We start from the raw sequence: 24,993 nt of genomic DNA on the forward strand, positions 1-24,993 counted from the left end.
CTTAGCCTCATTTAGCTTTTTTAGACCAGAAGCGATTAGCTTGTTGAGTCAATAGGGTCAGTTGTTTAGGGTTTATTTGTTCAATAACTTGCGCATAAGCAGCATCGATCAAAAACTGCATTAATACCACGTGTCGCCGTAAAACGCGTTGATGTCGATGTGTTTTTTGCGGATTAAAATAGCCGGGGAAATTAAATAACTGACGCGGATTTTTACGCAACCAAGCCCATGACCCCATTTCTAACGTTAACGGAATAAACGGTTTATCGCTAACATTACTCGCCACCAAGTAATCCCAAATATCGCCATGGGTACGATAAAAATGACTTTGCGGCGCTAACCGATAATGACTGTGGTGAGGATAACCTTTCTCGAACAATTGCATTAGCTGATAAATATAACCTATCCCAGCAAACGGCTGCCGAGTATGGGCATGAGGAAACCACACATGATCGCGTAAGCCAAAACCAGAATGAGCGTCTAAGGCAATAACACTGCTGCTCTGTTGTTGTAGTTGTTGAACATACCTTACTAACGCTTGGGTTTCGAGTTCCATACCATGTTGGCCGCGATACCAAGGCAAGCGTGGTGATAATCGCTGACCGCCAACAAGAAAGGTCACCTCTTCATCTGAATCAATCGATGCATTACGCATTAAATCGACGTTATTACCATTACCACGGCTGCCTCGTAAAAAGCCCACCGGATTCACCACTGGCACAAACGCTAAACGTACATGCTTGAGTAATTGCTGTAAATGAGTATCCCAAGGCAGACGATTAAGTAAGCTGCCTAAAAAAGCCAGCACCACTTGCGCACCAATCCGTTCAACACCGTGCACCCCACCGACAAACAATACGGTAGGACAAGGTTGTTGTTGGCCTAACTCAATGGCCGTTACCGACAGTTTTTCACCACGGTAATATAAATCCGCTAAAGACTGGTGCCGAAATTGCTGTTGATGCTGTGCAATTAGGCGTTTTAATGTGTCGATCTCGAACGAATGCTCAAATGAAAACGTACCCATTAGCCACTATTTACTATCACAAAATGATCTTAATAAACTAACCAAAAAATAAGACAAGTTAGTGACAATAAATTGAAACAACCTAAATAACACATTGCTTAACAATGTTTACATAAAGTAAACAAATCAATATAGATCATATAATTAGAAAACTATTATCGGGTTTGGAGACCCAAATCACATTCGATTTAAGGCAGAGGTTTTATCATTATTTCAAGATAGTAAAACTAAATAGGCATTCGATAATGAGTACAATTGAATCAATCACCTTAATGCTAGCCTTAGTGTATAGCACCAGCTTGCTGTACTGGAGTGGCAAAAAATGGGGCGCACTTGTCAGCGCTGCATTATTGCTCGGTGCAACCCTAGCCAGTTTTTTCTGGCCATTACTACTCATATTATTGGTCGCGGTGATCATTGTCACGGCACTAGGACAATATCAACCTGCGTTTGCCAATGCAGAAGGTAGACCCAACCAAGTACGTGAGATTTGCCAACACTTCTTTGCCCTTTCCATGTTATTGGTCGGAGTGCAATATGCTATCAACGCAGGATTATTATATGCAGGGGAAACGCCTTGGTTAATGCGACCCGATGTCGGTGATGCGTTTTTACCTATTGCTGGAGGCATTGAACTTAAAGCTATTTTAACCTTAGGGCTCTGGGATCAAAATCATCCTGCGGCAGTGGTTATGCTGTGTGTCGTATTACTCACAGGTTTAATATGTAAGCGCGCATTTTGTGGCTGGGCTTGCCCGTTAGGGTTAGCTGGCGAATACCTCTATAAACTGAGAAAACATTTTATTCACGCCGAACTTCTGCCACCAGCATGGTTGGATTGGCCACTCAGAATGCTTAAATATTTGCTATTAGCAGCACTGCTTTATTTGGTTATTTCTATGCCAGCGGCATCTATCCCACATTACATGTCAGGGAATTACCACAAAGTAGCCGACTTAAAAATGGCAGTATTTTTCATGATGCCATCAATGGTTGCCTTAATCGGCTTCGGTATTCTGTTTGCGTTAGCCGCATGGCGTCGCCAAGGTTTTTGCCGTTATATTTGCCCTTATGGCGCGCTGTTAGGCATAGTGAGCTTTTTCAGTCCATTTAAAATTCGTCGTAATACTCAGCATTGTTTAATTGAAACCAAAGGCATGAGTTGCGATAAATGCACCCGCGCATGCCCTGCCAATATATCAGTACATACTCAGAAAGATATTCGTTCCGATGAGTGCCAAGCCTGCATGCGTTGTGTGTCAGCATGTCCTAAAAAAGAGGCGCTGCAATTAAGCACTCGCAATGGTATTAAACTGTCTGCCAGAGGATTGCTGATTATGTTACTGACGGTAATGTTTATGTTACCGCTGTTTGCTTACGTCGGAGGCTATTGGCACAGCCAAACGCCTGACGACATAAAAATGGAACTGATACAAAAGCTTGATCGTATAGGTCATTAATTCAGAGTTTATAATGAACAATTAAAAATCAATAACACGAGTGTCTATTTTATTTAGACACTCGTGTTATTCCTCACTGACTCAAGCATCAATGGTTGTAACCAATGACCAAACACTATTCGTTTCCTCCTTTAAAGCACGTTGCTTGGTTTTCGCTGCACAATAAAATCCTATAGCAAGAGCCTAGAACGCTGCGCTGCTAGTACGCTTCGCGGCTAGAGGCTATAAAATCAACAGCCTAGCAGGACAACGTCCGCCCTAGAACCTCGAAGACCGAAGGTCGCTCTAGCCCCCGTAGGCGCCTAATACCTAGCACCTTGAACGCTGTCATGTCTCGTCATGCACAATCCTGCATGCCGAGGTCGTTTGGGTATAGCAAACAAAAAGGGCTGCGCAATGCAGCCCTTCAATTAAATATCACTTACCACAATGGTTAACTTACAAGCCTTCAAGCGTTAAACGCTTACTACGCTTATTATGCGCAATAATCAGTGCGATTAACGACACCACACCGACTGCAATACCGATAGGCTGACTTAATGGTTGAGGGAAGCCAAAACCAATACCCGCCGTTAAAATGTACGACACTGTCACACTCGTCCCCACAATAGCAGGCAAACTCACGATCCAATGGAAGGTACCACGGTTAAATAAATACTTGGTCGCTAGCCATAATACGCTGGTAGATAACAACATATTTGAGAATGCGAAATAACGCCAGATCAGTGTAAAGTCAATCTTGGTCATAAAATAGGCAATAATCAAAATAGGCACCGCAACAAATAAACGGTTTCTGATACTTTGAGGGATCTTAAAAGCATCAATAATGGTTAAACGTAATGCTCTAAATGCAGTATCACCAGAGGTAATTGGGAAAATCGCCACCGCGATAATCGCCATAATACCACCCGCGGCACCTAAGTAAGTGGAAGCCACTTGGTTAACCACCATTCCTGGACCACCTATGTCAAGAATACCTTTAAGTTCAGCATAACCTCCAGGGAAAGCCGCGATACCCGCAGTAGCCCAAACACATGCGACCACACCTTCTGCCATCATTGCGCCGTAGTAAACAGGACGAACGTATTTTTCATTGGTTAAACAACGCGCCATGATGGGTGCTTGTGTTGAGTGAAAACCACTAATCGCACCACAAGTAATAGTGACAAACAATAATGGCCATACAGGTAAACCGTCTGGATTAGGCTCTAATAATTCATTGTTATAGTGACTGTGATCAAAATAAGCAAAGATACCATCAACAGTCGGTAATTGTGGTGCGTGGATTAATAACGCAACAGCAATTGACGTTGTCATCACAATCATTAATAAACCAAATACTGGATACAGTTTAGTAATGATTTTATCTATTGGTAACAAGGTTGCTAAAAAGTAATAGCCCAAAATCAATAATACCCAGAAGGTATTTTCGCCAAAAATGGTGTCTTTAAAATAATCTAAGTTACTGAGCAATCCTGCTGGGCTCATGATGAATACAACACCAACGAAAAATAACAGCATGGCAGTAAATATCAGCATGGCTGCTTTAAAGTAAATATTAAAATAATGTCCCGCAATTTCAGGTAAGCTTTTACCGTCCTCTTTGATGCTCATGACACCGGAGAAGTAATCGTGAACCGCGCCACCGAGTAAATTACCAAGGACAATCCATACCAGCGCTATAGGGCCATAAAGCGCACCTAAGATAGGTCCGAAGATAGGTCCGACACCAGCGATGTTGAGAAATTGAATTAAGAACGCTTTAACCGGATGAACTTCGACATAGTCAACGCCATCATTAAATCGTGCTTGAGGGGTTATTGCATTAGGGTCGATACCCGCTTGCCGTTCAACGAACGGACTGTAAAACTTGTATGCGAGCAAGAGAAGCCCGATACAAATGAAAAAAATCAACATGTCATTATCATCCATTAGTTATAGGAATGTACTCAATGTTGAGTTTGTTTCAGATAGCTTTAGAGGTCAAGTCATGAGGTATTATACCAAGGTAGGGGTTGCTATTAATCGCTCATCGTGACTTTATATCCAGCTTGGCGATAAAGTATAACTTTGTTAATGGGTTACCTCTACTCCCCAGCCATAGTGACTTTGTTACTTATCTCAACTTACTCTCATACTTTCACAAAAAAATCGACCCGCCACGCTTAATGCATGTTAATGCAGACAATACCCTTGTAGTATATAAGGATTAGTTTAACGCCATAAACAAACAATAATCTCGAATAAAAGCATTCTATTTATGGGTAAAATAAACTGTCTTAGATTATTATGTAAATATCATGTCAATATTATGTCAATGTTATAATAGCCGCCTACTCGAGCTAACCATTCGCAATAAAGAGCAAAATCCACCTCATCTGCTCGCTTTCTCGCTTTTTTCGCTTGTTATTTTTTTCGTTTGTTAGCTTGTTAGCTTTTTAGCCTATAAATAGATAAAACCCCACCGGCATTGCCAGTGAGGTTTTATTAGCCAAAAGATAATATAGTCGTTTGCTAAGCTATTTTTGCAGGGTTAACTCGATGCTAGATTGAACCGATGCTTGGATCTCAGCTTCGGTAAATAACAATGGACGTAATTGCTTTGCCGTAGAATAAAGTTCACTTTGATCAGAAAAGCTAGGGCTTAACACGTTACTGGACTCCGAATAAGTCAAAAGACCTTTTGCCTTAGGACCATCATCAGTAAAGCTCACGGTCATCATCCAACTTGAACCACTTCGGATTTGGTAACCTTCTGAGGTTAATCCTGATGCTGTCGCCTTACCTGAAACAACATCTAACACAGGTGGGTATTTATGTTGAGGTATTAAAGTGTCATCACCGGATAAGGTGGTCGAAAACACGTTAAATCCACCTTCCGCATTATGACTACCAGGCCAAGGTAGCTTCACCCCAGATGCACTGCCATCAGGGAGTGACTTTTCAACAAATTGTACCTCTCCTAAGCTCGCATCCACAGCAAAACCTGCCGCTTCAAGATTCAACGCCCCATGAGCTAAAGCGATTAACGCGCTGCCATCAGTATTGAGCTTATTGGGTGTTGTTGCTGCACTCATATAATCAAAAGCTTCAGTTAACATGGTATTTTGATCAAACTGATGGGCAAACTCACGAATTAACGCTCCGCCCTTACTGTCATTATCTTGCTTACCATTCCACGCTTTTAGTGCTGAACATGATGCAGAAACATCTTTAGATAATGTGGCGCTCACCACCACTGGCGTATCACCTTGTAACTCACATTGGCTAATTAAGTCGGCTAACACCAACTCTGCGAGATAAGCTCTGTTGGACAATAAGGCCGTTTCAAGCTCTTCTATACTAAATTTACCGTCATCACCGGCTGCATCATCCATTAACGTTAACCCCATGCGAGTCCGTAATGATAATTGACCTCGCTCTGGACCGTATAAAGGAGAGAAGTTTTCCAAAGGTGCAGCAAGGTTAGTCGACCAAAATGAGTTATTTGAGTTTTGCACAAAGTCACTACGTTCAAGCTTAGGTGCACGTTCATAAGGCATTGGCGAATCATAACTAAACACCGAGGTATTACCCGGTAAAATAGTAAAACCAGCTTGAGCTTTAGCTGCAACAATAGCAGGGGTAGTTCTAATTATATCGACCACTAAATCAGAAAAACCCGGTACGGTTGAGTCGTCAATATAAAAGGCATTGCCTTCTTTGTCTGCGTACATAGTGTTATTAAAAATCACCCCATCATAATTTTTAAATGCTTGCTGGAACTCATCTTTATTGGTGGCGCGGTTCATGGCTAACCAATGATCAAGCGGATCTTTATTGGCCATGTTGGCGTCTTGAATAAAGAAGGCTTGACCATCATCCCAGCCAAACGGCGCCAATGATGGCGGCGCCTCAACCATTGGACCTTTAGCTGTGGTGTAAATGTCTTTTTCGGCCACCAACATACCTGCTGCACCTGCATTGACTAATACCGACACCGTTTCTTTGGTGATCGGCATCTTTGAGCCATCAAACAGATACTGCAATCTGTCACCTGAGACTAACTCTAGGTTATACATAACAAAGTGCTCGGCTGTCGAAAAGGTATGGGTCCAGGCAACATCGTTGTTAAAACCAATGTTCACCAGACCAGGCATACCCACTAACGATCCACCCATGACATCAATCTGGCCTGGTATGGTCATATGCGACTGCCAAAAACGTAAATTACCGGTATGCGGAAAATGCGGGTTACCTAACACCATGCCTTTACCGTTTTCGGTTTTATCTTTACCTAAACCCCAACCATTAGAACCCAAGTTTCGAGGATTAGTTTCAGGGGTGGTAATATTCGCCGCCCGTGCTATTAATTTATTGTTCATATCCTGCACAAACGCGGTTTGTGTAGTGGACGGTGCCGGCCCAACAATACGCGGTAAATACTCTTCGCCATCACCAGGGTTGGCGTAAAAAATTAAATCTAAAAAGTTAGCCGCACCAGGTAATAACGCGATGGAAAATATATAGTTGGCTACATCAATACCGCTAATGGGTTTAACCCAAGGTTGACCCGCACAGAATGGCTCGCCAGTTTGAGTCCCAGCGTCTATATCGGCAAGGTATTGATTATAACCCGCACTAAAGCCTTCCATTAATGCGCGCGAGTTATAACTAAACTGTGAATACTGGTTTTCAGCAAGCTGTCTAATTTTCAACGCTTTGTAAGCAAAATCAGAGATTAAATTGCCATTATCTTCGCTGGTCGGCAGACCCGTAGCAAAATCAATTGAAGCATGGGGGCCAAAGTACATTGACCGTTCAGAATTAGCTTTAATAAACCCATCGGCCATCACACATAAATTGTCTTGTGCTTGGGCATAACCACTCCCAAAACCTAGGCTTTCTAAGTTATCGGCAGAGATATGTGGTACACCGTATTGAGTGCGACGGATGTTGGCCTTTAAGGTTCCGTTAGGGGCAAAAGCTTGTAATGGAGGTGAAATGGCTTCGGGTTCTGGAGTAGGTTGAGGTGTTTTACCGTATTGAGTGTCATCACCGCACCCGACGATAACCACACTAGAAACCATGCCAATGGCGAGCAGTATCTTGTTCAGTTTCATTATTATTATCCTTGTTGTATCCCAATGCTAATTAGCATGATGGGTGAGGTATTAAATCCTTTACGCCTCAATTTAAGCTAACAGCACGGCCAAAGTAATCCCAGTTACCTTGAAACGAATGCGCTGTCGTTAAATACAACAAAGACATACATGCTCATTTAAGCAATCATTCAGTCGTCTGTCTACATCTTGATAAAAATAGCCGAAACTTGCTTAACAAAGACAATTAACCTTATGCAGCTAACTTCAGTCCCGGATAATAAACGATTATAAAATAGCGACGTCTTTGACTATTTGCGTTGCATTGACCTGAATTAAACAAGTTATTTATGCGTAAATACGCCTTGTTAGCAGAACAAATGGCAAGTTTGATATTGATGACCCGCTGCGAATGTCGCTTCGCTGCTAGGGCGGACTGCGTCCTGCGAGTATCGCTTCGCTGCTAAGATTGTATAGCATCTAGTAGCGTAGCGTCCTAGCATCTAGGCTTTTCGCTTGTATAGCATCTAGTAGCGTAGCGTCCTGACATCTAGGCTTTTCGCCTGTATAGCATCTAGCAGCGTAGCGTCCTAGCATCTAGGTTTTCGCCTGTATAGCATCTAGCAGCGTAGCGCCCTAGCATCTAGGCTTTTCGCTTGTATAGCATCTAGCAGCGAAAAGTCCTTTGACATGAGATCAGTCTAGTGGTTATTTATTCCACGGATTATGGGGATCAAATGTAGGCTGCGGCTTTTTGTTATTACTGCGCTGTGTCACTGCATCACTGTCATTTGAGCGACTCGACGAAGAATATGAATTTGAAGAAGATGACGAAGAAGCATATGAACGACTTTGATTATGTTTCATCTGGTCATAATCAGCGGTGGCTTTGGCTTTCATCTCGGCGACTAACTCAACCGTTAACGGCTGAGGTTTACGCGGTTTTATACCGTCAGCAAAACCGCGTTCACGGGGTTTTAACTCAAACTGGGCTGAGTTGCCTTTTGGCATACGCTTGAAACGGTATAGATAAAAGTTTTCAACACGCTCCCTCGCCCACTCAGTCTTCTTAAGAAACGAAACACACGCGGCCGTGTTCGGATTGGTATTAAAACATTCTAAATGCATCGCGGCGTATAAAATTTTCCAATCATAAAATGCCACTAATTCAGAGATCATCGTTTCTGATTTTAAACCGTGGAGTGGATTATTTTGCTGTAGTTCTATCATGCTATCTCATGACCTCAAAAAGCTATCTCTATAATATGTCTAGTTTACCGTTAAAATGCGCCATCGTCTTTATGCATCTTGCACATGCCCTAACGCTGAGTTAAATAAAACCCATTATTTTTCACGCGGCAGTTAACAATCGCCTTCTGATTTATTGCTACCAGACTGATATGACTGCTACTACTATTGCTACCAGACTGATATGACAACAAGGCTGAAAGATATCGAGGAAAAATACGTTATGGTTCGTTAACACAAGGTAAAGTAATCTGCCTATTGGATCAAATAACGTTTTAAACCAAATAGCGATTAATCAAACCATAGCCGGTTGCGAACGTCAGTTATTGTAACGGCGTTGAATGTTGTCAGCCAAATAAACTCTGACTGACAACCATGTTAGCTTATACTAGCGACGTTGACGCTCATTAGATTAACGATTTACATCAACAACCACACGACCGCGAACCTTACCTGCCAATAAGTCACTTGCCACATCAATCGCTTCAGTCAAGCTGATTTCGTGAACAATGTCATCGAAAACGGCAGGGTCAATGATCTCGCCCAGACGTTGCCATGCCTCAATACGATCGGCTAAAGGTCGCATTACACTGTCGACACCCGCTAACGTCACGCAACGTAAAATAAAAGGGGCTACGCTAGCAGGAAAATCCATACCCTGTGCCAAACCACATGCTGCAACCGTCCCGCCATATTTCATACTGGCACACACATTGGCTAATGTATGACTGCCAACAGAATCAACCGCACCTGCCCAACGCTCTTTGGCCAATGGACGACCCGCTTCAGATAAGGTCGCGCGATCAATAATGTCTTTAGCCCCTAGCTTTTTCAAGTAGTCGCTTTCATCAACACGGCCAGTAGAAGCCACTACGTGATATCCGAGCTTAGCTAAAATAGCGATAGCAAAACTGCCAACACCGCCATTAGCGCCTGTTACTAGCACTTCACCTTTATCTGGGGTTAGGCCATTTTTCTCAAGTGCCATTACACATAACATCGCAGTATAGCCTGCGGTGCCAATCGCCATAGCTTGTTGCGGTGAAAACGCACTTGGCAATGGAATAAGCCATTCACTTTTTAAACGCGCTTTAGTTGCCAAGCCCCCGCAATGATTTTCACCTACGCCAAAACCATTCAATAATACCGTATCGCCAGTGGCAAACTTAGCGCTATCGCTGTGTTCTACTATGCCCACTAAATCTATGCCGGGCACCATAGGAAAGGTTCTCACCACGGGCGCTTTACCGGTAATGGCGAGGGCGTCTTTGTAATTAAGCGTGCTATAAAGCACTTTTACCGTAACATCACCTTCAGGTAGCACACTTTCATCAATACTTTTCACTGTGGTGCGGTAACCTTGATCATCTTTCTCAATTAACATGCCATTAAACATCATGTGCTCCTAATTTAGACTGGTCGTCTATTAATAATTAAAAATTTTATTAACCTCAACTCGACTTAAGAGAAGGGGTCAGTAAGCTAAGGTTATTTAGGTAATGCGGCCATGAAAAGGTCGCAGTAATTATCTAGCGGTGTGGCCTGCTGCACCAACTTTGCTCGACTTACTGCGCCCTCCCAACCTACCCAAAAGTTTTCGGCTAAAAGCTGGCAATTTGCACTTTCTGCAAGCTCGCCATGTAGTTGTGCATCCTTAAGACAACGGGCTAGACAGTCTTGCCAGCTAACGAATATCTCAATAATTTGCGGTCTAAAACTGTCGGGTAATACACCCACTTCTTGACCTAAGTTCCCCACCAAACAACCACGCTTAAATTCATAACGGATCATTCCTGCTTTAGCATCTGCTACAAAATGACGGATCCGTGTTAGGGGTAAATAAGATTCATCTAAAAGGTGAATTTCAAGTTTACGTAAAAAATAGTCGGCATAATTTTGCAATACCACCTGTCCAAAAGCCTCTTTACTGGCAAAGTAATGATAGAAAGAGCCTTTTGGTACGCCCACCTTTTTCAAAATAGGTTCAATACCCGATGAAGCAAAACCTTGCTCTGTTAGTTGCTCAAGGCCACTTCGGATAAGCTCTGCCCGCGTATCAGGATTATCACGCGATATTTTAGGTGGCCGGCCACGACGCGGTTTCTCGGTTGCACTTGTGTGTGGACTCGACATTGAATCTAAGCTTAAATTATTCATAACACCTATATTAGACCGAACGTCTATTTAAATACAGTAGTAATATGAAAAATCGCAACATGACGCTTATTTAGTCACACAAATTTGCACTATTACGGGATTAACATGCACCATTAACTAACGCGCGACCTCACTGAGTCAGCGACTATCTACTGAAACCGCAATCCTGATTCTATAAGGTTAATGCTATGCACAAGCGATTTAAAACCATTGACGTTATAAAGGCTTTGAGGGGGCGAGACATGGTCGATAGATCAAATCAACCTGAAAGGTGTAAATCCAATAAATTTGAATTCAAACTATCTTAATTAGATTGCTTGAGCTCGAATCATTCGTTCTATAATCATCTATACCCGTTTTACTTATGCATTATCATCGCCTAGTAATATCGTGTCACGTTAGTCCGAAAGAGGTTGTTCGATAGACAAGCTAGATCAACGACTTTAAACGTAACAACATTTAAACCTAAAATTTACTCACTAAATAATTAAAACACAATTAATATCAATACAATAACTTATAAATATAATTTAATTTTATTCAGAAAAAACACACACCTATAATCAAACAATCCTTAAGCAGTTGCATCGAGTAATGAGCCGTGATCACCAGCCGTACAGTAAATGTTTCCAATAAATAAATAAGCTGGAGCGACGCCAAAAGTACGCTTCCATTATCTTTCTGTCTGAGATTAGATTGGAAATTTTACCCCAAATGATGTTAATATGATTAGACCACTAACTAATTTGGTGGTTTTTTATTGCTGAATATAAATTATTTAGCAATAAACCGATTAACCAGAACCCAGGAGCTCAATATGTCAACGGACACGTCAAGCGAAGAAAATCTCATTACAACCATTTGGAACACCACAACATTAAAGCTGAAAGAAGCTTCGCAGTTATTGTGTTTATGCGCCATTTTAAGCACCTATCTCTTTGTCATGTTGAAACCTAATGGGATTCAACATGATAAAGCGTTAGGAGGCAAATAATATATGCATTACCTAACCTATGTCTCATTAGCAATCTATTTTCTCGTAATGCTAAGCATTGGATTGTTTGCATATAAAAAATCAACCAGCGATGTATCGGGTTATATTTTGGGTGGCCGTAAAGTCAGCCCACAAGTTACCGCACTGTCAGCAGGTGCATCCGATATGAGTGGCTGGATGCTAATGGGCTTGCCAGGTGCCATGTTCTTAGTCGGCTTCGAAACCATCTACATTGCGATAGGCCTATTAGCGGGGGCATTGATTAATTATTTGATCGTGGCACCTAAATTACGGGTTTATACCGAAGTTGCGGGTGACTCCCTAACGATCCCTGAATTTTTTGCTAAACGCTTCCACGCACCAAACAGTCATGTGCGGATTATCGCGGCGATTATCATTGTTATCTTCTTTACCTTATATACCTCGGCAGGACTCGTCGCTGGGGGAAAATTATTTGTCTCTGCATTTGATTTAAATTATGAACTCGGACTGGTGATTACCCTAGGTGTGGTTGTATCTTATACCTTACTCGGTGGTTTTTTAGCCGTCAGCATGACTGACTTTGTTCAAGGCTGTATCATGTTTGTTGCCTTGATTCTGGTACCCGTTGTGGCATATCAAGAGTTTAGCAGTGCTGATAAAATGATGGGCTTTGCTTATGAGTCGATCCCGCATTTTTCTGATGCGATGCAAAATGTCACAATGCTCGGGTTAATTTCCAGTCTGTCTTGGGGCCTAGGTTATTTTGGTCAGCCACACATTATCGTGCGCTTTATGGCTATCCGTTCAGTGTCTGATATCAAAGCAGCACGACGAATTGGCATGAGTTGGATGACAGTCACCATTATTGGTGCGCTGGCAACAGGTCTAGTGGGTATTGCCTACGCCAATAAATTCGACATGAAAATAGGCGATCCTGAAACCATCTTTATTGTCTTTTCTGAATTATTGTTTCACCCACTAATCAGTGGCTTCCTTTTAGCAGCCATTTTAGCTGCCATTATGAGCACGATTTCTTCACAGTTATTAGTGTCGTCAAGTTCTCTGACCGAAGACATTTATCGAGTTATTTCGAAAAAAGAGTCAACTGAGAAAGAAATGGTCAAAATGGGACGTTATGGTGTAGCAGGTGTCGGTATTGTCGCCAGCTTACTGGCGCTCGATCGCTCAAACAGTATCTTATCGATAGTCAGCAATGCATGGGCTGGATTTGGTGCGGCCTTTGGTCCACTGGTACTGTGTTGCCTATATAAAAAGAACCTGACCCATAAAGCGGCTGTCGCGGGTATTTTATCAGGTGCTATCACCGTCCTATTTTGGATATATGCTCCTGTACTTGCAGATGGAAAAGCGTTATCCAGCGTGATGTACGAAATGATCCCCGGCTTTATTGTCAGCAGTGTAGTGATTTTTATTACCAGTGCACTGGATGCCGACCCTTGCCATAAAACCGTTAAGACTTTTCATAAAGCCAATCGTGTTTTAGCTGAGGAACTGTAAAGATGGAAGATATTCATACTATGTCAACTACCCATTGGAAACGGATTGTCGTTAAAGTGGGAAGCGCGTTAATTGCACCTAACCAACAAGGCTGTAGCAGTCGTTATTTATTAGGTATAGCCCAGTTTATCGCCACCTGTCGTGCTCAAGGATGCCAAGTTGTGTTGGTGTCTTCAGGCTCCGTTGCTGCGGGAAGACATCTATTCTCTGACCTTGCAGAACCAACGGTGTCGCTCAAAAAAGCGATGGCAGCAGCAGGCCAGGCCGATATGATGGCAACTTGGGATAAGTTGTTCGATTTCCCTTCGGCGCAGCTATTACTCACCCACGGTGATTTACGCGATCGTGATCGTTATATCAGCATTAAAAATACCATTGCCACCCTGTTAGAGCATGGGCTACTACCCATTATCAACGAAAATGATGCTGCTACCACAGCTAAGTTACGCGTTGGAGACAATGACAATTTATCCGCCATGGTCGCAGCCGCAGCGGATGCCGACGCGTTAATTATCTGCTCAGACGTAAAAGGGCTTTATACTAAAAACCCTAATTTACATGATGATGCCACACTAATTAAGCAAGTCAGTGAAATCAATGCCGACATCTACGCGATGGCAGGCGGTGCCACCAGTAGTGTGGGTACTGGCGGTATGTTTACCAAAATTGAGGCTGCAGAGAAAGCCATTTCACACGGCATTGAAACTATGATTGTGGATGGCTTTGATGCAGACACATTTAATCAGCTTCTTAAAGGTCAAAACCCGGGCACTTTATTTGAGCCATATGATGTACCAATGAAAGATCTATTACATTGGATGACGCATACATCACAAATTTTAGGTGAATTAATCGTCGAAAATGACTTTAGCGCCGACCTTCAAAAACATGATACCCAACTGACCAGTGACGATGTAGTGGCCGTAAGAGGCAACTTTTCCGTCGGCGATACCGTTTTAGTGCGCAAAGGCGATGGCACTAAATTGGCAAAAGCCAAATCAAACTATAGTAGTTGTTTATTACATTTTATTGCAGATAAAGAAGATCGTGAGTTTGCCAACAATGCCCAGCAAAAGACAGGCCCACTGATCTCTGACAAAAACATCGCCATATTGGAGCAAATATGAGTTTAATTAAAGACTTATCACAAGCCGCAGCTAATGCTGCACAAACTCTAGCCCTATTAGATGAGCAAGTTAAAAATACCATTTTACTTGATATGGCCCGAGCACTTAGAGCTCATAGCGACGATATCATCAAAGCTAATTTATTGGATCTTGACCATGCCGAAAAAGCTGAATTAGGCGCGGCAATGATAGACAGACTGACTCTGACATCAGAGCGCATTGAATCAATGGCTGCAGGCATCGAAACGGTGGCGTCGTTACCCGATCCGGTTGGCAAAGTACGTGAAATATGTCAGCGACCAAATGGGCTTAATATTCAAAAAATGCGCGTACCTTTAGGGGTCGTTTGCATGATTTATGAAGCACGCCCAAATGTCACCGCTGATGCAGGCGCGTTATGTTTTAAATCGGGTAATGCCGTGATACTGCGTGGCGGTAAAGAAGCATTACATTCAAGTAAAATCATTGCTTCGATTTTACAGAATGTCTTGCAAGCAAATCAGTTACCACCGGCGCTTATTACCGTGATACCCGATCCGGATCGTGCCTTAATGCTGGAACTAATGCAGCAGCGTGACTTTATTGATGTCATTATTCCACGTGGTGGAGAAGGCTTAATCAACTTTGTTACTGATAACAGCAAAATCCCTGTTATTCAGCACTTTAAAGGTGTTTGTCATCTGTATGTTGATAAAGATGCCGATCTCGATATTGCGATGTCTTTATTGCTTAACGGCAAAACTCAACGCACGGGTGTATGTAATGCCCTAGAGGGATTATTGGTACATCAAGACGTAGCCGCAGCCTTTTTACCGAAAGTGGCAGCCGAGCTTGCCGCACATAAGGTGCGAATTAATGTCAGTAAAAATGCCCAACAATACTTTGAGCATGCCAACGTCATTAGTGATGATGATTTTGGCCAAGAATATTTAGATTTAGAAATTGCGATTCGACAAGTGACTGATTTTGATCATGCTATCAATCATATCCGCCGCTTTGGTAGCCATCATACTGAAGTGATTTGTACCCAAAATGACTCAACGGCTACGCGTTTTCAACGCACTGTGGATGCTTCGGTCGTCATGGTCAATGCGTCATCACGTTTTTCTGATGGGAGCGAACTCGGTCTAGGTGCTGAAATTGGTATTGCGACGAGTAAATTGCATGCCTACGGCCCAATGGGTCTTGAGTCACTCACCACTGAGAAATACTTAGTCAGCGGTGAAGGTCAAGTCCGCGCATAATCAAATAGGTATTACAGACAAAAGGCCAAGCGAAAGCATGGCCTTTTCTTTTTAGAGACACTTTCGGAGTTTATTATCTCTCAACATCAACCATTAGATCCCAATACTTGTATCGCCTTTATCGGTGGCGGCAACATGGCAAAAGCCATTATCAGCGGCCTACTGAAACAAGGTCATAACAGTGCCAATATTTTAGTGTGCGCCCCAAGCAAAACCACCCGACACAACTTAATCGATAAATTCAATGTTAGGGTGCATCAAGATAATACTGCCGCAGTAGCATTTGCCGATGTCATCATTGTTGCCGTTAAGCCTTTTGTGGTACCTGTGGTGTGTGAACAATTGAGTGAGGTTATGCAACACGATAACCGTAAATTAGTCATCTCGATTGCGGTGGGAATAAAACATGCCACGATCTGCCAAAAACTAAATCATTCACCCAAAGTCATTTGTGCCATGCCAAACTTGCCGGCCGCCATTGGTGAAGGATTAACAGGTTTATTCGCAGGTCCTAACACCCACGATAATGACATTGCACTCGCAGAAAGTCTGATGCGTGCCGTTGGTGAAACCGTATGGCTACAAGATGAAAGTCAAATGTCTACCATAGTGGCCGCAGCTGGCAGCTCTCCAGCGTATTTATTCTTATTTTTAGAAGCGATGGAAAAAGCCGCCATTGAACAAGGACTCCCAAAAGAAACTGCCATTAAAGCAGTGCTTCACAGTGCGATGGGAGCGATATCAATGGCGATTAATAGTCAGCATAATTTGACTAACCTTCGCCACCAAGTGACCTCTCCTAAAGGGACAACAGAACAAGCCATATTGGCATTTCAAGATGGTGAGCTTGATGAACTCGTTGCCAGCGCAATGGCATGCGCGGCAACAAGAGCTAAAGAACTGTCTATAGGCTAGTCTCAAAACCCGAAACTGACGTTAACAACACCCTGCTAACAGAGCAATGGTCTGCATATAGCACTTGACTCATTCATCCTCACAGGCTTAATACTGGCTCAGTAACTCTTGTTTAATCAGTTTCAGCAGAAAGGTTTCTCGTTCAATCGATAAGCCTTTTTTGCTACTGTTGGCGATAGTCTCAAGGTTGTGCTCAATCGCTTCATCAATATCAATCCATACTGGCATCATGCCGTTATTAATTTCGTGAGCTTCAAATTGGGTCTCAGCCAGTTGATTGTCGATATCACAAGTGAAGCAATAAGACAGCATATTAACCGACGTATGGCCATCTCGCAGCCAAGGACGATATTCTTCATACAAACCAAACGCATTAATATTGCGAATGTCTTGGGCGCCCGTCTCTTCTTGTAACTCGCGAATAAGCCCTTGCTCTATATCCTCACCCGCATCAACCCCACCACCAGGCAATGAATAGTCATGATAACGTTGTGTATATAACATCAGTATCTGGTTATCACGCACCACAATGGCACGAGTAGCAAGCCGCGTCAGCATCGTTTGTTGATTCGCCGTAATAAAGTCTTCAGGAGTGTCGATATGATAACGAGTGGTTAAATGGCGCATTATATGGGGCTCATCACAATAAAAAACGCATGATACGTTGCCAAACCACATGCTTCAAGTTTACCGTATCGGTTAAATCAATATGAATTTGTGGGCATAAATAAGTCTCTACAATGGCGAGCTGGGTTGAAGTAGAAACCATGAGTTTTGCCGCTGAGTGATATCGCGCTATCGGTGACGCTAAATATCAGCAATGGGATGACAACATTTGGCAATACTCATGGATGTCCATTGTTGGCCATATTGTTGACCATCAATATGGTTTTGGTTTAGGCTCTTAACCCAAAAAAAACAACAGATAGATGACCCCAAAAGTCCTATCAGTATGACTGACTAACATACTATGGGTGCTGGTTTTGACATTCAGATGCTCATTCAAACAAAACCATGAAACGATCATCACTCTGTCATGCCATAATCATGTAATAATCGTTTATTTAGGCGGTTATTTTCAATATTTTATCTATTATTAATGATCAACGAGTAATGGCTTGAATGATATTGTTATCGAGTTTACAAAATTAGTGTTCGCTTAATTCTCCATGGAAGTTGCTTATGATTAGATTTTGGTACAAAAAATTCCCTCAATATCCGCCTGATCATTCCGATTACTGGCGCATTCGCTTAATCGAGCATTCGTTACTCATTACCACGAGTTACTTTCTCATTCTTACCCTGATCAACCTGTTCTATTTTGAAGGTTATCAATATGCCTTACTCGATGGTTTCGGTTTATTAACCTCATTGGGTATTTACTACCGCTTTCGCAAAACGGGACATGTTAAAATAACATCATGGGCTGTCACCATCATGGTAGCCAGTTTAATCATGCTGTTTGTGATCTCGACTAAGGGTCACTCCCACTCATTATTTTGGGCAACGCTCATTCCACCTTTTTCGTTTTTTCTTATTGGTCGAAAATGGGGAACGTTTATTTCATGCGTCACATTTAGCGTATGTGCCTTATTAGTTTACCTGCAAACTCAAAACCCTCAGCCAGTGACCTTTGGAACAGGATCTTTATTTAACGTTATTGAGGTGTGTATTGCGCAAATTTTATTATTGCGATATTACGAAAAAACCCGTTTTTCAGCCTATAAAAAGCTCGCGCTACGCAATATAGAAATCCAAAAAATGGCTGAAACAGATAAACTCACCGGACTTTATAACCGTGAAAAGCTCGATGTAGTACTCGATAAACTGCTTACCATCCCTGCCGCAAATACCGACACAGTACATCCACCGCGGAGCGCAGAGGGTAAAGCACCGTTGTCACCTGTAGCACACTCATCCGTTATCGATAACGTCACAGATAGCAATACCATTCCCCCATTACTCAAGCCGTCATCGTCTCTTCAATACCCTATCTCGGTTGCCATTATCGATATAGATCATTTTAAGCGAATTAATGACAATCACGGTCATCTTGTGGGTGACCACGTATTGTATGAACTCGCACAATTGCTACAAAGCCAAATGCGTAATGACGACCTATTAGCCCGTTGGGGTGGTGAAGAGTTTGTGGTGGTATTACCTAACACAACATCGGCCGATGCCATCGAATTAACCGAAAGGTTACGCCGCTATATTGCTACACAGAACATTCAAGGTATGGCGCTTACTATCAGTGTAGGTGTAGCCCAATATACTATTAAAGACAGTGCCTACAGCCTGTTGGGTCGTGCAGACAAAGCCTTATATCTGGCAAAAGCACAAGGACGAAACCGCGTTGCAGTCGCCTAAAAAAAGCCACAGTAGAATCTAATATCATACTGTGGCATACCATCTGTTAGGCTTTATCGCCAAGCCTACTCAAGGCGTTCGTTGTCAGGTGTCAAGCGAGCATAATGCTTACCATTGATGCGCTCAATAATTTGGGTTGCGGTTAAGTCATGCACCACATTAATCACCGTTGAAGCCGCATCTGTAATAGCCCCAATCACCACTAAAATAGGAATAACCTCCATGGGTAATCCTAAGGTCGTGACAATAAATATTTCACCTAAAAATGCTCCGCCTGGCACCCCACCAATAACAAACGCCGATAATACTGAAATTAAAATCGTCAGCATAAACACATCGGTAGTAAAATCGAGTCCTAATAAAGAATAAATAAACACGATTTTTAATGCCGTAATCGCAGCTGCGCCGCCCTTATTAAGATTGACTAATAATGGCAAGCTAATCTCTGCAATTTGCTCGTTCAAGCCCATTTTAGCGGCACTGCGAATGGTCACGGGTAAGGTTGCTAACGATGAACTGGTACCTAATGCGGTCACGGCAGGTTCAAGCATATGTTGCCAGAATCGTCTCACGCCTTGCACACCACCTCCAATCCACGCATATAACGTCGACCCTAGAGTAAGGTAAATCGCCATTGCCACAAAAAATAGTCCGACAGCTCGAGCAAATGTGCCCATCAGTTCAGTGTCTTGACTGGCCATCGTCGCGGCAAAATATGCCCCAAGACCAATAGGCGCGGCATGCATTAATATCGAAATGACTTTCATAATCACGGTATTGACACTGTCTAGCATGCGCCCGACTCTCACGCCATCTTCACCAGACTGGCCAATCGCAACACCGCCAATAACCGACATAATAATCAGCGCTAAAATATTTGATTTAGATAACAGCCCGACAAAATCATTGGTGGTTAATAAGCTGACAAAATCCATACTACCTGATGCTGCATCGACAGTATTAGCCAGATCAAGTGTCACCCCTTGTGCAGGATCGTAAGCTAACGCCAGCAACACCACACCGACAGAGGGGATGATCGCCATCACAATCGACACCGCCATAATCGATACCAGTATGGCGCCTAATTTCTTTAAATCGGTCATGTGGGCAATTGACGACATTACACTCACCGCGACCAGAGGCACAATAATCATAAACAAAAGATTGAGGAAAATTTGCCCAATCGGTTTGAGCTTTATGGCCAGTTCAGGCAATAACCCACCAAACAATCCGCCCAGCAGTAAGGCACTCAGTAAAATAATGGACGAACGATAAGCACGTAGGCTTTTGAACATAATGGATCCTAAGGACAATTAAACAAAACAACAAATGGTCAGCAGACTTGACCCAATGAACGCTTGAGGCATTAACAACCCACAGGGTAATGTCGAAAGTAAAGTAAACTTATCATGCAGTTAACCTGTATTATTGCCGACAAATGTAACATCTCTATATTAACGTTAATGCTAAAATATGGCACAAAACCAATACGATACCAACTACAACCGTATTTTAGCAATGGTTAATAATAAGTGTGCTACTCAGCACCTTATAAGCTTGTTAATTCAAGGCTTATCCATACACTTTTTTGTTGTACCTACTCAGGGTAATGTTGTTAGTGTGAATGGGGATTAACTATTTAACAGCGCTTGAATTGCAATCATTAACGCTTCAGGGCACGGACAAAAATCTGCTTTACCAACGGACTGCGATGATCATTAACACCACATCCAAACTCAGATATAGCTCGTAAGAATGCAAGATGCCAGTCAAGCACCACACTGTGGTGTATCAATAGGTACGATGTTGAGTCAACGCGATATGAATAAGGTAGCTATTAAATCAGTGCTTTATGCAATAAGAGCTCTATGAAATAAGTGCTCTATAAAATCAATGCGTTATGCAATAAGATCTTTGTTAAGTCAGAGTAGATCATCGATGTGATGTGCAACACCACTGTTGTCAGCGGTTTTTAGGCAGTATATCAATGAGGAATAAAATAGCCGTCGTCATATACAGCAATTCAGGGAGCTTGCTCACTGCAAGCTCCCCAAACCTAAACTACATGTCGATATAGAGTGGCCAGCCAAGTAGACCAATTAAGCCTTCCTTGTATTCCAAGCGCTCCAATCGTTCAGGAGAAGCATTTTTCAACGCTAATGCCTGATAACTTCGGGAAAAATGCAGCGTACGCAGCAGTGCCGGATTAAAATTCTTACCTAAATCTAGACGGATAGCATCAGCAAGTTCATTAGGTAATTCGGCAAGCGCCGTTTTGGTTTGATGCTCGATAAAGTCGAGATTAAACCATTCAGGTTCGAGCTCAATACGAGCCACTCGTCGTTTAAGATCTTGGCGCACTTTTTTACCGTCGCAAAATATCCGATACAACACCGCTTCTGCTAGGGTACTTTCTAGGTTGAGGTGATCCATGGGATCGAAGGTGCCGGCAATGTAAAACTGCGCCAACAAGGCATTAATAGATTGCTGACGATTATGCTCAATTAATGCCTCTTGGTAACAAACCCAACCTTGCCATTCATCACAATCGGGAGGGCTCGATACTTGATCAAGCAAAATTTTATCCACGTTGCCATAAATCGATTTACCATGAAGCCGGTATTGGCTGACTTTAGTCAGCATGCCCCAACCCTTCTGGAATGACTTAACCACGCCGTCATCATTGAGCAGCAACGCTATAGCATTAGCCTGATTTTGGTCCGATAACGCCATCAAGCCAATGCTGACAATACCAATCACATCCTGCGCTGCTTCTTCAAGCAAATGCATTTTATACTTGTTATAGAACTTATCAGCGAACTTAAGGCTCATCAAAATGGCTTTGGCTTTGATCTGTCCCAGCTGCTCATTACTGAGCAAGCCCTCGGTTAGGCCATAAGCCAACACCCGACTCAGATAGGGACCCTGATTTTCGTCACGTATTACCAATTGCATTTGCAGAACCCTTAATCAAGAAAGCTAAACATGTCATCAACTTCAGCATACTCGTCGGTGACTTGGTTCTTTTCTTTCGCCTGGATCACTAATTCGCTAGCAAACTGACTGATAATTAACTGCCAGTCAGAGCCGGTGTTGCGCAGCATATTCTTAATCGACTTCTCAACATTAGGCGCCCTTTCGCGGATCAACGCCAATAGACTACGAGGATCATCAATGCTTAGACTGTGAGCCTCTTCATCGGCTTGCCAATCAGAGTAACCCACCGTTTCTTCATCCGCTTCATCATCATAAGTGTCGTTGCTCTCATCGTCATCGCCACTGGTTCCGCCTAAGATAAGCTCGATAAAAGGAATAGAGAGATAAAACAGTGCAGCGGGATCTTCCGCTAAACACTCTAATATGGCAGTTTGTTTCTCTTCGCTGTCCTGAATTCGGATAAGATAAGTCATAAAATCAAAAGTATGATGCATTAACTCTTCGGCATTACTTTTGATTTTCTCTTCCCAGTAAAGCGGCTGCTGGCAGACGATGTCACGGATCTGTTCTGGGGTCATTAACTCAGACATAATCGATGGACACGAAATATCATGCTGACTGTTTATTTGTGTCAAGGTGACAATATCCATTTGCTCAATCACTTCGACCAACTGATCATCAGACATTGACGTCGCGATCAACTCAAATCTCTTGCTTGCCTGTTTCGGCTCAACATTCGCCAGTTCTTGTATTTCCGCGGCTGTTATTTCAATGAGACTGTTCATTCGATTTCCTCATCATATTGGTCATAATAACCTTCTTCATCGCTATCATAATCAGTGTCGTAATCGTCGTTATCATCACGCTCGTGCTCATGGACACCATCATGCTCATTGGAATCATCATCCGCAGCCGTTTGCTTCGGCTCAGATTGTCCCTGAGTCTCTAACAAATACACCACGGCACAACTTTCAATTAACAGATCTTCGCTGTATTTACGTACCGCGAGCGCCAGAGGCAGATCGGCGTTGTTAAACGCGATCGTGGTTTTAAATTCATCCCAACTAGGATGAATATTCAAGCTAATCCAGTGTGCCCATTGGCGCTTTGATTCAGCAGAGAACTTGACCCTGTCATAAAGCGCAACGGGTAAATACTCAGGGACTGAATCTAGCATCCCAGGATCGGCCAACAATATCTCTCTGATTTGGCTAGTAAATCGTGCCAGCGCATTTGGCGTATCAGGGTCGTTGTAAGATTCTATATTGTCATTGGCATTATTTTTTAGCTCATTAATGCGTGAGATATTAAGATGTTTAGCCATGGGATACTCAGGAATAATATTCGTCCCACAACTCCCGCATTGCGGCAGTGGGATCAGTGACAATCACGTTGTTAAAATCATTGATAAAAGCATTTCTCAGCTTTTTATCTGATAGCACTTCGTAAGCTTTTTTGACTCGTTGGAGCTGAATTGATGCTTGCTGTTTTTCATCGTCAGACGCCCCAAGTAATTTGTCAGGATGATACTTGTTCGATAAACGTTTATAGGCTTTTTTTATGTCATCTTCTTTGGCATTGGGTCTGACTCCCAGCACACTAAAGTGGTTAATCATAGTTATTCCTGCAGGCGATGGGGCAGTGATTGCGAGATAAAAAAGTCTGTAAATAAATAATTTTTTAGCCCGCTATTATATCAACATTCACAGGCTTGCAGCAAACATAAACCAAGGTTAAGTTTCAACTATTTGAGCGACCCACAATCACAAAAAGACTTACCATTACCTTGTGCTAACTCCAACCATGCTGATATCCCCCCCTAAGCTTGATGATGTTTGAGCTAAAAAACGTCATCCGCTCTACGTTTGCTAACGGGGCACAGCAATAAGCTGAAGTCGAGGGCCGCTATTTACACAAGTTAACGAATATCAATCAAACTTACAAACTCACGCATCGCAGGCGACACACTGTATTTACGGGTAATAAACACGGTATGCCCAGATTTAATACCTTGCAGTGGCCGATAATGCAGATTGAATACTTGCTGAGCAGATTTTGCAATGCCACTACTGACAATCGCATAACCAATACTATGCTTTACTGCGCTGACTAAATGAAACAGCGAATCGGTTTCTAACGCCACATTAAAACTCAGGCTGGTTTGTGCCATCGCATTATCAATATATCGCCTAAACTGCATATTTTGGCTTAACAACACCAGTGGCAAACGCTGTAAATCCTTAAGCGTTATCGCTTTGTTTGGCAAGCTCATATCCAGTTGAGACACTAATGTTTGGCTTGCCAGTATGGCCATGTCGTTATCAATCTGAGGGTAAAAATGAAACGTACGTCGATTCGCCTCAGTGACATTTTCATCAAACCCCAACCCAATATCGATTTGATGCAAGGTTAATTGCTCAATTAACCTTTCATTGGTCGTCACTAACAAGGTAACCGCGATATTAGGATGCAACTGATTAAATTGTTTAATGATCGGCATGATATCAACACTCGACTGCGGCACAATACCAATCCTAAGAGAGCCGATTAACGGCCCGCTAAAGACACTGAGTTCTTGCTTTAACGCCGCCTGATCTAACAGCATTTTTTCAGCATAATGCAATACAATCTGTCCCGCATCGGTTAATGCGACAAACTGACTACCACGCACCACCAGCTCGGTACCAAAACTTTTTTCCAAAGCGGTGATACTGGCCGACAGGGTGGGTTGGGTAATATGACAAGCCTTAGCCGCTTTGGCAAAATGCTTAAATTTCGCTAATTCGTAGAAATAATGTAACTGCCTAAGATTCATATTCGCTCAAAAATTACCTATCAATTACATCATATTAATAGATAAAAACTATCACCGTATAAATTTGTTTGATTGGCTTTGTATATTCGCCCCCTCTAAAATGTGATCCACGTCTTGT

General features: G+C 42.6%; 20 protein-coding genes. 7 read left to right on the forward strand and 13 right to left on the reverse strand.

All coding sequences use genetic code 11. The features are described from left to right. Nucleotides 1-7: 7 nt before the first annotated feature. Complete coding sequence (locus CXF80_RS09895; protein ID WP_101032716.1) at nucleotides 8-1,027, reverse strand: DUF2817 domain-containing protein; 1,020 nt, start codon at nucleotides 1,025-1,027, stop codon at nucleotides 8-10. Between the two features lie 245 nt (nucleotides 1,028-1,272). Between CXF80_RS09895 and CXF80_RS09900 the strand changes: the two genes are divergently transcribed. Beyond that, nucleotides 1,273-2,487 carry a 4Fe-4S binding protein gene (locus tag CXF80_RS09900; RefSeq protein WP_101032717.1) on the forward strand — a complete coding sequence of 405 codons (1,215 nt, stop codon included), beginning with the start codon at nucleotides 1,273-1,275 and terminating at the stop codon, nucleotides 2,485-2,487. A gap of 438 nt (nucleotides 2,488-2,925) precedes the next feature. Here the strand turns inward: CXF80_RS09900 and CXF80_RS09905 are convergent, their stop codons facing one another. From CXF80_RS09905 to acuR, 5 genes are all read right to left on the reverse strand, one after another. Further along, entirely contained in the window at nucleotides 2,926-4,404 is a 1,479-nt protein-coding gene (locus tag CXF80_RS09905) for a carbon starvation CstA family protein (RefSeq protein WP_101034737.1), read from the reverse strand. A 602-nt stretch (nucleotides 4,405-5,006) separates the two neighbouring features. Further along, nucleotides 5,007-7,589: an acylase gene (locus CXF80_RS09910; protein WP_101032718.1), complete on the reverse strand. Its 2,583-nt coding sequence runs from the start codon at nucleotides 7,587-7,589 to the stop codon at nucleotides 5,007-5,009. A 687-nt stretch (nucleotides 7,590-8,276) separates the two neighbouring features. Next, nucleotides 8,277-8,798 carry a VF530 family protein gene (locus tag CXF80_RS09915; protein ID WP_101032719.1) on the reverse strand — a complete coding sequence of 174 codons (522 nt, stop codon included), beginning with the start codon at nucleotides 8,796-8,798 and terminating at the stop codon, nucleotides 8,277-8,279. Between the two features lie 430 nt (nucleotides 8,799-9,228). After that, a complete protein-coding gene (gene acuI, locus CXF80_RS09920) occupies nucleotides 9,229-10,212 on the reverse strand; it encodes an acrylyl-CoA reductase (NADPH) (protein ID WP_101032720.1) in 984 nt (327 codons plus the stop codon). A 92-nt stretch (nucleotides 10,213-10,304) separates the two neighbouring features. Next, complete coding sequence (gene acuR / locus CXF80_RS09925) at nucleotides 10,305-10,973, reverse strand: acrylate utilization transcriptional regulator AcuR (RefSeq protein WP_101032721.1); 669 nt, start codon at nucleotides 10,971-10,973, stop codon at nucleotides 10,305-10,307. A gap of 817 nt (nucleotides 10,974-11,790) precedes the next feature. On the opposite strand from acuR, the gene CXF80_RS20265 reads away from it, so the two are divergent. The 5 genes from CXF80_RS20265 to proC all read left to right on the forward strand — a co-directional run bounded on the left by CXF80_RS20265 (nucleotide 11,791) and on the right by proC (nucleotide 16,753). Further along, nucleotides 11,791-11,967: a hypothetical protein gene (locus tag CXF80_RS20265; RefSeq protein ID WP_198554751.1), complete on the forward strand. Its 177-nt coding sequence runs from the start codon at nucleotides 11,791-11,793 to the stop codon at nucleotides 11,965-11,967. A gap of 3 nt (nucleotides 11,968-11,970) precedes the next feature. Next, entirely contained in the window at nucleotides 11,971-13,467 is a 1,497-nt protein-coding gene (putP, locus tag CXF80_RS09930; RefSeq protein ID WP_101032722.1) for a sodium/proline symporter PutP, read from the forward strand. 20 nt (nucleotides 13,468-13,487) lie between these two features. Then, nucleotides 13,488-14,594 (forward strand): glutamate 5-kinase, encoded by a 1,107-nt coding sequence (proB, locus tag CXF80_RS09935; protein ID WP_101034738.1) that lies wholly within the window; start codon nucleotides 13,488-13,490, stop codon nucleotides 14,592-14,594. Beyond that, nucleotides 14,591-15,838: a glutamate-5-semialdehyde dehydrogenase gene (locus CXF80_RS09940; protein ID WP_101032723.1), complete on the forward strand. Its 1,248-nt coding sequence runs from the start codon at nucleotides 14,591-14,593 to the stop codon at nucleotides 15,836-15,838. Before proB ends, CXF80_RS09940 begins: the two co-directional genes overlap by 4 nt. Nucleotides 15,839-15,913: 75 nt before the next feature. After that, on the forward strand, nucleotides 15,914-16,753 hold the full coding sequence (proC, locus tag CXF80_RS09945) for a pyrroline-5-carboxylate reductase (RefSeq protein ID WP_269801273.1): 840 nt from the start codon (nucleotides 15,914-15,916) through the stop codon (nucleotides 16,751-16,753). Nucleotides 16,754-16,840: 87 nt separating this feature from the next. On the opposite strand, the gene CXF80_RS09950 is transcribed toward proC, so the two are convergent. Next, complete coding sequence (locus CXF80_RS09950; protein ID WP_101032725.1) at nucleotides 16,841-17,380, reverse strand: NUDIX hydrolase; 540 nt, start codon at nucleotides 17,378-17,380, stop codon at nucleotides 16,841-16,843. Between the two features lie 555 nt (nucleotides 17,381-17,935). Here CXF80_RS09950 and CXF80_RS09955 point away from each other — a divergent pair. Continuing rightward, on the forward strand, nucleotides 17,936-19,123 hold the full coding sequence (locus CXF80_RS09955; protein ID WP_101032726.1) for a GGDEF domain-containing protein: 1,188 nt from the start codon (nucleotides 17,936-17,938) through the stop codon (nucleotides 19,121-19,123). Between the two features lie 65 nt (nucleotides 19,124-19,188). Here CXF80_RS09955 and CXF80_RS09960 read toward each other — a convergent pair whose 3' ends face one another. The 6 genes from CXF80_RS09960 to CXF80_RS09985 form a co-directional block, all read right to left on the reverse strand. Continuing rightward, nucleotides 19,189-20,418, reverse strand: a complete 1,230-nt coding sequence (locus CXF80_RS09960; protein ID WP_101032727.1) for a dicarboxylate/amino acid:cation symporter — start codon at nucleotides 20,416-20,418, stop codon at nucleotides 19,189-19,191. Between the two features lie 766 nt (nucleotides 20,419-21,184). After that, nucleotides 21,185-22,078, reverse strand: a complete 894-nt coding sequence (gene atcC, locus CXF80_RS09965; protein ID WP_101032728.1) for a cold adaptation protein AtcC — start codon at nucleotides 22,076-22,078, stop codon at nucleotides 21,185-21,187. A gap of 11 nt (nucleotides 22,079-22,089) precedes the next feature. Next, nucleotides 22,090-22,845 carry a cold adaptation protein AtcB gene (gene atcB / locus CXF80_RS09970; RefSeq protein WP_101032729.1) on the reverse strand — a complete coding sequence of 252 codons (756 nt, stop codon included), beginning with the start codon at nucleotides 22,843-22,845 and terminating at the stop codon, nucleotides 22,090-22,092. Then, nucleotides 22,842-23,384 (reverse strand): cold adaptation protein AtcA, encoded by a 543-nt coding sequence (gene atcA / locus CXF80_RS09975; RefSeq protein WP_101032730.1) that lies wholly within the window; start codon nucleotides 23,382-23,384, stop codon nucleotides 22,842-22,844. The genes atcB and atcA overlap by 4 nt, the downstream gene beginning before the upstream one ends. Nucleotides 23,385-23,391: 7 nt before the next feature. Beyond that, entirely contained in the window at nucleotides 23,392-23,676 is a 285-nt protein-coding gene (atcJ, locus tag CXF80_RS09980; RefSeq protein ID WP_101032731.1) for a cold adaptation protein ActJcold adaptation protein ActJ, read from the reverse strand. 302 nt (nucleotides 23,677-23,978) lie between these two features. Beyond that, nucleotides 23,979-24,875: a LysR family transcriptional regulator gene (locus CXF80_RS09985; RefSeq protein WP_101032732.1), complete on the reverse strand. Its 897-nt coding sequence runs from the start codon at nucleotides 24,873-24,875 to the stop codon at nucleotides 23,979-23,981. Nucleotides 24,876-24,993 lie beyond the last annotated feature (118 nt).

It is taken from the genome of Shewanella sp. Actino-trap-3 (genome assembly GCF_002836275.1).
GTDB lineage: Bacteria > Pseudomonadota > Gammaproteobacteria > Enterobacterales > Shewanellaceae > Shewanella > Shewanella psychromarinicola.

Bases quoted from the DNA above. Each gene is read 5' to 3' on its own strand.
- CXF80_RS09895 (WP_101032716.1), bottom strand. From the start codon at position 1,027: ATGGGTACGTTTTCATTTGAGCATTCGTTCGAGATCGACACATTAAAA.
- CXF80_RS09900 (WP_101032717.1), top strand. From the start codon at position 1,273: ATGAGTACAATTGAATCAATCACCTTAATGCTAGCCTTAGTGTATAGC.
- CXF80_RS09905 (WP_101034737.1), bottom strand. From the start codon at position 4,404: ATGTTGATTTTTTTCATTTGTATCGGGCTTCTCTTGCTCGCATACAAG.
- CXF80_RS09910 (WP_101032718.1), bottom strand. From the start codon at position 7,589: ATGAAACTGAACAAGATACTGCTCGCCATTGGCATGGTTTCTAGTGTG.
- CXF80_RS09915 (WP_101032719.1), bottom strand. From the start codon at position 8,798: ATGATAGAACTACAGCAAAATAATCCACTCCACGGTTTAAAATCAGAA.
- acuI (WP_101032720.1), bottom strand. From the start codon at position 10,212: ATGTTTAATGGCATGTTAATTGAGAAAGATGATCAAGGTTACCGCACC.
- acuR (WP_101032721.1), bottom strand. From the start codon at position 10,973: ATGAATAATTTAAGCTTAGATTCAATGTCGAGTCCACACACAAGTGCA.
- CXF80_RS20265 (WP_198554751.1), top strand. From the start codon at position 11,791: ATGTCAACGGACACGTCAAGCGAAGAAAATCTCATTACAACCATTTGG.
- putP (WP_101032722.1), top strand. From the start codon at position 11,971: ATGCATTACCTAACCTATGTCTCATTAGCAATCTATTTTCTCGTAATG.
- proB (WP_101034738.1), top strand. From the start codon at position 13,488: ATGTCAACTACCCATTGGAAACGGATTGTCGTTAAAGTGGGAAGCGCG.
- CXF80_RS09940 (WP_101032723.1), top strand. From the start codon at position 14,591: ATGAGTTTAATTAAAGACTTATCACAAGCCGCAGCTAATGCTGCACAA.
- CXF80_RS09950 (WP_101032725.1), bottom strand. From the start codon at position 17,380: ATGCGCCATTTAACCACTCGTTATCATATCGACACTCCTGAAGACTTT.
- CXF80_RS09955 (WP_101032726.1), top strand. From the start codon at position 17,936: ATGATTAGATTTTGGTACAAAAAATTCCCTCAATATCCGCCTGATCAT.
- CXF80_RS09960 (WP_101032727.1), bottom strand. From the start codon at position 20,418: ATGTTCAAAAGCCTACGTGCTTATCGTTCGTCCATTATTTTACTGAGT.
- atcC (WP_101032728.1), bottom strand. From the start codon at position 22,078: ATGCAATTGGTAATACGTGACGAAAATCAGGGTCCCTATCTGAGTCGG.
- atcB (WP_101032729.1), bottom strand. From the start codon at position 22,845: ATGAACAGTCTCATTGAAATAACAGCCGCGGAAATACAAGAACTGGCG.
- atcA (WP_101032730.1), bottom strand. From the start codon at position 23,384: ATGGCTAAACATCTTAATATCTCACGCATTAATGAGCTAAAAAATAAT.
- atcJ (WP_101032731.1), bottom strand. From the start codon at position 23,676: ATGATTAACCACTTTAGTGTGCTGGGAGTCAGACCCAATGCCAAAGAA.
- CXF80_RS09985 (WP_101032732.1), bottom strand. From the start codon at position 24,875: ATGAATCTTAGGCAGTTACATTATTTCTACGAATTAGCGAAATTTAAG.